10 protein-coding genes and 1 rRNA gene are annotated in these 10,303 nt (G+C 69.8%); all 11 read left to right on the top strand.

The genetic code is table 11. The features are described 5' to 3' along the window. Positions 1-8 precede the first annotated feature (8 nt). A 5S ribosomal RNA gene (gene rrf, locus HYE82_RS28495) occupies positions 9-125 on the top strand. A 135-nt stretch (positions 126-260) separates the two neighbouring features. Next, complete coding sequence (locus HYE82_RS28490; protein WP_179177047.1) at positions 261-851, top strand: CDP-alcohol phosphatidyltransferase family protein; 591 nt, start codon at positions 261-263, stop codon at positions 849-851. 100 nt (positions 852-951) lie between these two features. After that, positions 952-3,447, top strand: coding sequence for a mannose-1-phosphate guanyltransferase (locus HYE82_RS28485; RefSeq protein ID WP_179177046.1), 2,496 nt, complete (start codon positions 952-954; stop codon positions 3,445-3,447). A gap of 95 nt (positions 3,448-3,542) precedes the next feature. Further along, on the top strand, positions 3,543-4,451 hold the full coding sequence (locus HYE82_RS28480; RefSeq protein ID WP_179177045.1) for a DUF881 domain-containing protein: 909 nt from the start codon (positions 3,543-3,545) through the stop codon (positions 4,449-4,451). Beyond that, entirely contained in the window at positions 4,448-4,780 is a 333-nt protein-coding gene (locus HYE82_RS28475; RefSeq protein WP_030158423.1) for a small basic family protein, read from the top strand. Before HYE82_RS28480 ends, HYE82_RS28475 begins: the two co-directional genes overlap by 4 nt. A 5-nt stretch (positions 4,781-4,785) precedes the next feature. After that, positions 4,786-5,814 (top strand): DUF881 domain-containing protein, encoded by a 1,029-nt coding sequence (locus HYE82_RS28470; RefSeq protein ID WP_256987829.1) that lies wholly within the window; start codon positions 4,786-4,788, stop codon positions 5,812-5,814. A gap of 130 nt (positions 5,815-5,944) precedes the next feature. Beyond that, complete coding sequence (locus HYE82_RS38520; protein WP_309144476.1) at positions 5,945-6,838, top strand: FHA domain-containing protein; 894 nt, start codon at positions 5,945-5,947, stop codon at positions 6,836-6,838. Positions 6,839-6,879: 41 nt separating this feature from the next. After that, positions 6,880-7,641: a MerR family transcriptional regulator gene (locus tag HYE82_RS28460; RefSeq protein ID WP_179177044.1), complete on the top strand. Its 762-nt coding sequence runs from the start codon at positions 6,880-6,882 to the stop codon at positions 7,639-7,641. Positions 7,642-7,693: 52 nt separating this feature from the next. Then, a complete protein-coding gene (locus HYE82_RS28455; RefSeq protein WP_179177043.1) occupies positions 7,694-8,167 on the top strand; it encodes a bifunctional nuclease family protein in 474 nt (157 codons plus the stop codon). Positions 8,168-8,348: 181 nt separating this feature from the next. Further along, on the top strand, positions 8,349-9,002 hold the full coding sequence (locus HYE82_RS28450; protein ID WP_179177042.1) for a MerR family transcriptional regulator: 654 nt from the start codon (positions 8,349-8,351) through the stop codon (positions 9,000-9,002). Positions 9,003-9,132: 130 nt separating this feature from the next. Continuing rightward, on the top strand, positions 9,133-10,303 hold a 1,171-nt coding region (locus HYE82_RS28445; protein ID WP_179177041.1), incomplete at its 3' end, for a DNA polymerase IV.

Here is a 10,303-nt window from a genome sequence, read left to right as displayed (position 1 = left end):
CATAGTGTTTCGGTGGTCATAGCGTTAGGGAAACGCCCGGTTACATTCCGAACCCGGAAGCTAAGCCTTTCAGCGCCGATGGTACTGCAGGGGGGACCCTGTGGGAGAGTAGGACGCCGCCGAACAATCATTGCGGGAAGCCCCGCACCAGCCCCCCTTTCCGGGGGTTCGGTGCGGGGCTTTTCTGCGTTCTGGAGGCACACGCCTTCCTGCTAGGGTCGAGTGGCATCGTTCGTACGTTCAACAGTGGAGGCCCCCGGGTGGAGGTCCAGGAGACTCGGGTTCAGACGGACCGAATTTTCACCATTCCGAACATCCTGAGCATGGCCCGCCTCGCCGGCGTGCCCCTGTTCCTCTGGCTGATTCTGGAGGAGTACGACGGATGGGCACTCGCTGTCCTCATGCTCAGCGGAGTCAGCGACTACCTGGACGGCAAGCTGGCACGGCGCTGGAATCAGATCAGCAGCCTCGGACGGCTGCTGGACCCCGCCGCCGACCGGTTGTACATCCTCTCCACGCTCTTCGGCCTGACCTATCGAGACATTCTGCCGCTGTGGCTCACCGGGGCCCTGCTCGCACGCGATCTGATGCTGCTGGTGATGGTCTGGATCCTGCGTCGCCACGGCTATCCGCCGCCGCAGGTCAACTTCCTCGGCAAGGCCGCAACCTTCAACCTGATGTACGCGTTCCCGCTGCTGTTGCTCAGTGACGGTACGGGCTGGTTGGCCTGGATGGGGGCAGTTTTCGGATGGGCGTTCGCCGGATGGGGTACAACGCTCTACTGGTGGGCAGGAATCCTTTACGTGGCGCAGGTCCGCCGTCTCGTGAAGGCGGACGCCGCGGCCGATTGAGCCCGCTCCGTGCCGGACCGACACGGAGGAGTTGCGGAGTCACCGCCCGGGACGGGTGAGGTCGGCTGGAACGTCGTCTCCCAAGGAGGACTCTTCCGACATGAAGGCCGTCGTGATGGCCGGTGGCGAAGGCACTCGTCTTCGCCCCATGACCTCGAGCATGCCCAAGCCGCTCCTGCCGGTGGCCAACCGGCCGATCATGGAGCACGTGCTCAGGCTGCTCAAGCGGCATGGGCTCAGCGAAACCGTGGTCACCGTGCAGTTCCTGGCATCACTCGTCAAGAACTATTTCGGTGACGGCGAAGAGCTCGGAATGGAGCTCACCTATGCCAATGAGGAGAAGCCACTCGGCACTGCCGGCAGTGTGAAGAACGCCGAGGAGGCCCTGAAGGACGACGCGTTCCTCGTCATCTCCGGCGATGCACTCACCGACTTCGACCTCACCGACCTCATCCGGTTCCACAAGGAGAAAGGCGCACTCGTCACGGTGTGCCTCACCCGGGTGCCCAACCCACTCGAATTCGGCATCACCATCGTCGACGAGGAAGGACAGGTCGAGCGCTTCCTCGAGAAACCGACCTGGGGCCAGGTTTTCTCCGACACCGTGAACACCGGCATCTACGTCATGGAGCCCGAGGTCTTCAATTACGTGGAGCCGGATGTTCCGGTGGACTGGTCCGGTGATGTCTTCCCCCAGCTGATGAAGGAGGGCAAGCCGATCTACGGCTACGTCGCCGAGGGCTACTGGGAGGACGTCGGCACGCACGAGAGCTACGTGAAGGCCCAGGCCGACGTACTCGAAGGCAAGGTCCAGATCGAAATGGACGGCTTCGAGATCTCGCCCGGGGTGTGGATCGCCGAAGGCGCCGAGGTGAGCCCTGACGCAGTCCTGCGCGGGCCGCTGTACATCGGGGACTACGCCAAGGTCGAGGCCGGGGTGGAGATCCGCGAGCACACGGTCGTCGGATCCAACGTCGTCGTCAAGAGCGGTGCCTTCCTGCACAAGGCCGTGGTCCACGACAACGTGTACATCGGCCCCCACAGCAACCTCCGCGGCTGCGTGATCGGCAAGAACACCGACATCATGCGGGCAGCCCGGATCGAGGACGGCGCCGTCATCGGTGACGAGTGCCTCGTCGGCGAGGAGTCGATCGTTCAGGGGAACGTGCGCGTCTACCCCTTCAAGACGATCGAGGCCGGCGCCTTCGTCAACACCTCGGTCATCTGGGAGTCCCGCGGCCAGGCACACCTGTTCGGGGCCCGCGGCGTCAGCGGCATCCTGAACGTGGAGATCACCCCCGAACTGGTGGTCCGGCTGGCCGGAGCGTACGCGACCACCCTCAAGAAGGGTGCGATCGTCACCACCGCCCGCGACCACTCCCGCGGCGCCCGCGCCCTCAAGCGCGCGGTCATCTCGGCGCTCCAGGCCAGCGCGATCGACGTACGCGACCTGGAGAACGTGCCGCTGCCCGTGGCGAGACAGCAGACCGCACGGGGCAGCGCCGGCGGGATCATGCTGCGGACCTCGCCCGGTGTCCCCGACTCCGTGGACATCGTGTTCCTCGACGAGCGGGGGGCCGACCTCTCGCAGGCGCAGCAGCGCAAGCTGGACCGCGTCTTCGCACGTCAGGAATATCGGCGGGCGTTCCCCGGCGAGATCGGCGACCTCCAGTTCCCCTCCAGCGTCTTCGACTCCTACACCGGTTCGCTGCTGCGGCGGGTCGACACCACGGGCATCGCCGACTCCGGGCTGAAGGTGGTCGTGGACGCCTCCAACGGCAGTGCCGGACTCGTCCTGCCCAGCCTCCTGGGCCGACTCGAAGTGGACGCGCTGACGATCAACCCGGGGCTCGACGAGTCCAGGCCGACGGAGACCGCGGAGTCCCGGCGGGCCGGGCTGGTCCGGCTGGGCGAGATCGTGGCCTCGGCGCGGGCCGCGTTCGGGGTGCGCTTCGACCCCGTCGGCGAGCGGATCTCACTGGTCGACGAGCGCGGCCGGATCATCGAGGACGACCGGGCGCTGCTGGTGCTCCTGGACCTCGTGGCCGCGGAGAAGCGCAGCGGCAAGGTGGCGCTGCCCGTCACGACGACCCGTATCGCCGAGCAGGTGGCGGCGTACCACGGGACACAGGTCGAATGGACCACGACCTCACCCGACGACCTGACCCGGGTCGGCCGAGCCGAGAACACGATCTTCGGTGGGGACGGGCGGGGCGGGTACATCGTCCCGGAGTTCAGCAGTGTCTTCGACGGGTCGGCGGCCTTCGTGCAGCTGATCGGGCTGGTGGCGCGGACCCAGCTCACCCTGAGCCAGATCGATGCGCGGATACCACGTGCGCACGTGCTCAAGCGGGACGTGCCCACCCCGTGGGCGGTCAAGGGGCTCGTCATGCGGCGGGTCGTGGAGGCCGCCGGCGACCGCCAGGTGGACACCACCGACGGAGTACGGGTGGTCGAGGCCGACGGACGGTGGGCACTGGTGCTGCCGGACCCGGCGGAGGCGGTGACACACCTGTGGGCCGAGGGCCCCGACGACGCGTCCGCACAGGCCCTGCTGGAGGAATGGGCCGGAGTGCTGGACGGCTCCGGGCACTGACCCCGGGCAGGTAGTGGCGTGTGGACCGGGTGCGGAGCGTCGCGCCCGGTCCACCGTTCGGGCGCATTCGGTGCGGGCGGCGCCGACGTGCGACGATGAGCGGCATGTCGCAGCCGTCCCACAACCGGAGCTCGGTGCCGACGCCGTCGGCGCGCCCGGACGCGTCCATGTCGCTGCTGACGCACGTGATGGACCACAGCCTCGACGAGGGTTATGCGGAAGCGTCGGCCCGGCGTGAGGCCGAGGGCACAGCGGGACTTCCGCGAACCCTCAAGTCGAAACTGGCGCTGGCCGCCGGCCTCGTCCTGGCCGCCATGGTCGTCACGCTCGGAGCCGCCCAGACGCGGTTCTCCGCGCCGGTGCTCGCCAAGGAGCGCCAGGAGCTGATCGACCGCGTCCAGGTGGCCGACGAGCGGGCGGACGGCCTGGAGCAGGACATCGAGCGCCTGCGCACGGACGTCGCGCGGCGCCAGCGCCAGGCGCTCAAGCAGCACGGCGGGGACCAGGGGCAGCTGGTGACCCTGCTGTCCGGTGCCTCCGAGGTCCGCGGTCCGGGACTCAAGCTGGTCGTGGACGACGCGAAGGGCTCCTCCGCGGCCGGCGGCGGCAAGCCGCGGGAGAACACCGGCTTCTCCGACACCGGGCGGCTCAGGGACCGCGACATGCAGCGGATCGTCAACGGGCTCTGGCAGGCGGGGGCCGAGGCGATCTCCATCAACGGGCAGAGGTTGACCGCACTCTCGGCGATCAGGGCCGCGGGTGACGCGATACTGGTCGACAACAGGCCGCTGGTACCGCCGTACGAGGTGCTGGCGGTGGGGGACAAGAAGCGGCTCGGCACCGTGTTCCAGGACTCCGTGGACGGCCAGTACCTGCGAGTCCTCCAGGAGAGCTACGGGATCCGGTACTCCCTGTCCCCGGCGGACGACGTGCGGCTGCCCGCCGCGTCCAGCGTGACCGTACGGACAGCCACAGCAGAAGAGCCGAAGAAGGGTGCATCGTGATCGCGGTACTGGGCCTCGTGGCCGGAGTGGTGGTCGGACTTCTGGTCCGGCCCGAAGTGCCGGCCGTGGTCGAGCCTTATCTGCCGATCGCCGTGGTGGCGGCGCTGGACGCGGTCTTCGGCGGTCTGCGGGCGATGCTGGACGGCATCTTCGTGGACAAGGTCTTCGTGGTGTCGTTCCTGTCGAACGTGGTCGTGGCCGCGCTGATCGTCTTCCTCGGCGACAAGCTGGGCGTCGGCTCGCAACTGTCCACGGGCGTCGTGGTCGTGCTCGGCATCCGCATCTTCTCCAACGCGGCGGCCATCCGCCGGCACGTGTTCCGGGCGTGAGGCAGATGAGTACGAACGACAACGACACCCCTCCCGAGGAGCCGAAGGTCCCGGAGCAGCCCCCGCGGGAGACCGGGCCGGACGCGCAGCCCGGAGAACTGCCCGCGGCAGAGGCCGAGCCCCGGCCCGGGAAGCCGGCTGCCGAGCCCGCCCAGCCGCACCGGCCCGTCCCGCCCGTCCTGCCCGTCCCGCCCGCCGCGTCGACCCGGTCGGCCGAGCCCGCAGGGCCCACCGAGCCGGGCGAGCCCGCAGGGCCCACGGAGCCGGGCGAGCCCGCAGGGGCCACCGAGCCGGCCGGGCCTGCGGAGCCCGAGATGACCGGGCGGCAGAGGCTCGCGGCCGGGCTGTGGCCGCTGCGGGCGAGCCGCGCCCAACTGATCGTGGCGCTGCTGCTGTTCGTGCTGGGACTGGGCCTGGCCATCCAGGTGCGGTCGAACAGCGATTCCAGTGCGCTGCGCGGGGCCCGCCAGGAGGACCTCGTCCGGATCCTCGACGAGCTGGACGGCCGGACCAAGCGCCTGGAGGACGAGAAGCAGCAGCTGGAGGACCAGCGCAAGGAGTTGGAGAGCAGCTCCAACCAGGCTGAGGAGGCGCGCCGGCAGACCGTCGAAAAAGAGCGCCAACTCGGGATCCTGGCCGGTACGGTGGCGGCTCAGGGTCCGGGTATCACGATGAAGATCACGGATCCGAGGGGGCAGGTGGAGTCCGACCAGCTGCTGGACGCGCTCCAGGAGCTGCGGGCCGCCGGGGCCGAGGCGATCCAGATCAACGGGGTGCGCGTGGTGGCGGGCTCGTACTTCTCGGACGAGGGCGGCCAGATCGCGATCGATGGTAAGAAGATCGCACAGCCCTACGAGTTCAGGGTGATCGGCAAACCGCAGGATCTGGAGCCGGCGCTGAACATCCCGGGCGGTGTGGTGCAGACCCTGGAGAAGGAACAGGCCACTGTTGCCGTCACACGGTCGGCGAAGATCATTGTGGATGCCTTGCGGGCTGCGAAGCAGCCTGACTACGCTCGGTCGTCACCGTCGTGATGCGGGACGGAGAGCGGAGGGTCCTGCGCGGGCCGGTGCCTGCGGGGGGTCGGCGCGCTGAAGTTGTTGCGCGTGGTGGAAACTGTCTGGTGGTTGCGGACGTTGTGAGGATGTCCGGGTCGGCAGGTGTGTGCATTCGGAGTTCGTCCTGCCCCACGGGCGGGTCTGTTTCGTTCAAGGGGAATCGCCCGTGAAGTTGTTTGAGAAGTTGTTCGGCAAGAAGAACCGCGAGGAAGGCGGCGCGGCAGAGTCCCGTGCCGTACAAGGGGAGGCGCAGAGCCAGGGAGACCGGCCGCTCTTCCGGGACGAGGTCGCGGGTGCGGGTGGCGTTCAGGGCGCGCCGGGCGCGTCGGCTGTTGACCCTGCCGGTACCGGACGCATAGGTTTCGGTGAATCATCAACCTCGAGTACGGGTGGCGGGTTTGCTCCCGACCCGTATGCCACCGACGCCTCCGCGGGGTACCCGCGGCACGAGGAGCCGTCCATGTCGGCCGAGCAGGTTTGCAGCAGGTGCGGGCATCGCAGCGATGCGGCCAGCCGGTTCTGCTCCAACTGCGGGGCGCCGCTCCGGGCGGGTCTGACGCCGGAGCGTGCCACGGAGACCACGTCCACCATCTCGATCTCGGGCCTGGAGGCCTATGAGGCCGAGGTGACGGGACAACACGTGTCGACGGCACTGTCCCCCGAGGCCCAGGCCGCGGTGGAGGCACTGCCGCCGGGTTCCGCCCTGCTGATCGTGCGGCGCGGTCCCAACTCGGGCAGCCGCTTCCTGCTGGACGGCGAGCTGACCACGGCAGGCCGGCACCCGCAGAGCGACATCTTCCTGGACGACGTCACGGTCTCCCGGCGGCATGTCGAATTCCGCAGGAGCCAGGAGGGCGGCTTCACCGTCGCCGACGTCGGCAGCCTGAACGGCACGTACGTCAACCGTGAGCCGATCGACTCGGTCCCGCTGCACAACGGCGACGAGGTGCAGATCGGCAAGTACCGGCTGGTCTTCTACGCGAGCCTGCGGGGCGTCTGACCCTTCCGGACTCCGTCCGGGGGGAACTCCAGGGAGGTCCTGTGCTGCGTACTCCGACGGGCGGTGCCGGAAACGGCACCGCCGCCTCGGCCGGGCGGCTGGTGAGCATCGGCACGGTGCTCACGATGCTGCGCGACGAATTCCCTGAGGTCACGATCTCGAAGATCCGCTTCCTGGAGGCGGAGGGGCTCGTCGAGCCCAGACGCACACCGTCCGGATACCGCAAGTTCAGCACCGACGACGTCGAGCGGCTGAGCCGCATCCTGCGCCTGCAGCGCGACCACTACCTGCCGCTGAAGGTCATCCGCGAGCAGCTGGACGCACTGGACCGCGGTGAGCAGGTGCGGATCCCGGCGCCCACGGCCCACGGGGAGGGCACGGAGCCCGTGGCACCCGGCTCCCTCCCGGCCGGGCCGGGTCGGGAGCTGCCGGCCGGTACCCGCGTCGGGCGGGCCGAGCTGATCGCCGCGGCCGAGGCGGACGAGGCCCAGCTGGCCGAATGGGAGTCGTACGGGCTGCTCGCGGAGGCTGCGGGCGGCGGGTACGACGCCGATGCGCTCATCGTGGCCCGGCTGGTGGCCGATCTGGGCCGCTTCGGGCTGGAGCCCCGGCACCTGCGGGCCATGAAGGCGGCCGCGGATCGGGAGGCGGGCCTGGTGGAGCAGGTCGTCGCCCCGCTGCGGCGCCATCGCAACCCCCAGACCAGGGCGCATGCGGAGGCCACCGCCAAAGAGCTCGCGGGGCTGTCCGTACGGCTCCACGAGGCCCTCGTCCAGGCTGCCCTCGGGGTGCGGCTGCACTGACCGGCGGGGTCCCGACTACCCAAACCTGCCGGGCAGGTCCTAGGGTTGCTGTGTGAACGAGCTCGACGTTGTGGGTGTCCGGGTGGAAATGCCCTCCAACCAGCCGATCGTGCTCCTGCGTGAAGTGGGAGGCGATCGGTACCTCCCCATCTGGATCGGACCCGGGGAGGCGACCGCGATCGCCTTCGCGCAGCAGGGCATGGCCCCCGCGCGTCCGCTGACCCACGACCTGTTCAAGGACGTGCTGGAGGCGCTCGGTGAGGAGCTCACCGAGGTCCGGATCACGGATCTGCGGGAGGGCGTCTTCTACGCGGAGCTGGTCTTCTCCAGTGGGGTGGAGGTGAGCGCGCGGCCGTCAGACGCCATAGCGCTGGCCCTGCGGACGGGAACGCCGATCTTCGGCAGCGACGGCGTGCTGGCCGACGCCGGAATCGCCATCCCGGACGAGCAGGAGGACGAGGTGGAGAAGTTCCGCGAGTTCCTCGACCAGATCTCCCCGGAGGACTTCGGCACCGGGCCGCAGTGAGACACCGGTCTTGTCAAACTCGGTGAGACCGCCGCCCCATTCAGTTAACCTTGCCCCTCCAAGGGGCACGGGAAACCACTCTCAGGGTGATTATCACTCGGCGTGCCGAGTGTGGCGATCGTTGACGCACCCCGGGTGACTGCCTACCTTCGAGGGGGCAGGTCAAGGACGGAGGGTCGGCGTGAGAGTCACGGGCGACGGTACGACCGGGGGCATCCCCGCACGCAGTGACGGTGGGCCGTACCCGCTCCTCGGGAGCGCGGCGGGCGCCCCGTGCCGCCAGCCGGAGACCTCGCCGACGGCGCCGGCGGCCGACACCCAGGCGGCCGGCACCCAGGCGGCCGAGCAGGTCGGCTATCGCGGGCCGACCGCGTGTGCGGCTGCCGGCATCACCTACCGGCAGCTCGACTACTGGGCACGGACCGGGCTGGTGGAGCCTACGGTGCGCCCCGCGTACGGCTCCGGGACCCAGCGCCTCTACAGCTTCCGCGACGTGGTCGTCCTCAAGATCGTGAAGCGTTTCCTGGACACCGGTGTAGCGCTGCAGAACATCCGCAACGCTGTGCAGCACCTGCGGGACCGCGGCTTCTCGGACCTGGAGCGCATGACGCTGATGAGCGACGGCGCCACCGTGTACGAATGCACCTCGCCGGAGCAGGTGGTGCGCCTGCTCCAGGGCGGCCAGGGGATCTTCGGCATCGCCGTGGGCGTGGTCTGGCGGGACGTGGAGAAGGCACTGTCGCAACTGCACGGCGAGCGGGTCGACACCGGCGAGACGGTGATCGGACACAACCCGGCGGACGAACTGGCGGCACGGCGCAACCGGGCCGGTTGAGCCGCCCGACGCCCGACGCCCGCCGGACGCCCCAGGGCTTGACGCCCGGGGCGCGGCGCGGTCGGCGCACGGCCGCGCAGTTGCCGTCCGGCACTCGGCATTGTCAGTGGCGTAAGGCAGCATCGGTGCTGTGAGAGCCGCACCGACCATCCTCCATCTCGACATGGACGCCTTCTACGCCTCGGTGGAGCAGGCGTCGAAGCCGAGCCTGCGCGGGAAGGCCGTGATCGTCGGCGGGCTCGGGCCGCGCGGGGTGGTCGCCACCGCGTCCTACGAGGCGAGACGCTTCGGAGTGCATTCGGCGATGCCGACGGCCCAGGCCAGGCGGCTCTGCCCGAACGGCGCCTACCTGTTCCCCCGCTTCGAGCTGTACCGGTCGGTCAGCGACATCGTGATGACCCTGCTGCGAGAGCTCTCCCCGCTCGTGGAACCGCTGAGCCTGGACGAGGCGTTCGTGGACCTGGAGGCGGGCGGCGGCGGTGTCCGGGACTCCCGTTCCGCGCGGGAGACCGGAGAGCGGCTGCGGGCGGACATCCTCGCCGCGACGGGCCTGACGGGGTCGGTGGGGCTGGCCGGCTCGAAGATGCTCGCCAAAGTGGCCTCCGAGGAGGCCAAGCCGGACGGGCTGCTGTTGATCGAGCCGGGCACGGAGCGGGAGCTGCTGGCGCCGATGTCCGTACGCACCCTGCCCGGGGTCGGGCCGGCCACCGGGGAACACCTGCGGCGGGCCGGGATCACCACGGTCGGGGAGCTCGCCGAAGCCGGGGAGGACGAGCTCGTCCGGTTGATCGGGCGGTCGCACGGGGTGGGGCTGTACCGGATGGCGCTGGGACGGGACGAGCGGCCGGTGGTCGCCGAGCGCGACGCGAAGTCGGTGTCGGTGGAGGACACGTTCGACGTGGACCTGCACGACCGGGTGCGGATCCGGACCGAGGTGCAGCGGCTCGCCGACCGGTGCGTGCAGCGGCTCCGGGGGTCCGGGCACTCGGGGCGCACGATCGTGCTGAAGGTGCGCCGGTACGACTTCTCGACACTGACCCGCTCCGAGACGCTGCGGGGGCCGACCGACGATCCGGCGGTGGTGCGGGAGGCCGCGGCGCGGCTGCTGGAGGCGGTGGACACCACCGGCGGGGTGCGGCTGCTGGGCGTGGGCGTGACCGGGCTCGCGGACTACACCCAGGAGGATCTGTTCGCGCAGTCCCAGGCCGCCGCCGCGAGCGGTGAGGCTCCGCCGAACGCCCCGGACGCGTCCGCTGAGGAGGGAGGGGCAGAAGGGCTTCCGGGGGTCGGCGGAGCCTCAC

Origin of the sequence: Streptomyces sp. BR123 (assembly GCF_013401435.1) — a bacterium.
GTDB lineage: Bacteria > Actinomycetota > Actinomycetes > Streptomycetales > Streptomycetaceae > Streptomyces.
The sequence above is the reverse complement of the archived record's forward strand: the minus strand, read 5'-3'. Positions and strand labels throughout refer to the sequence as shown.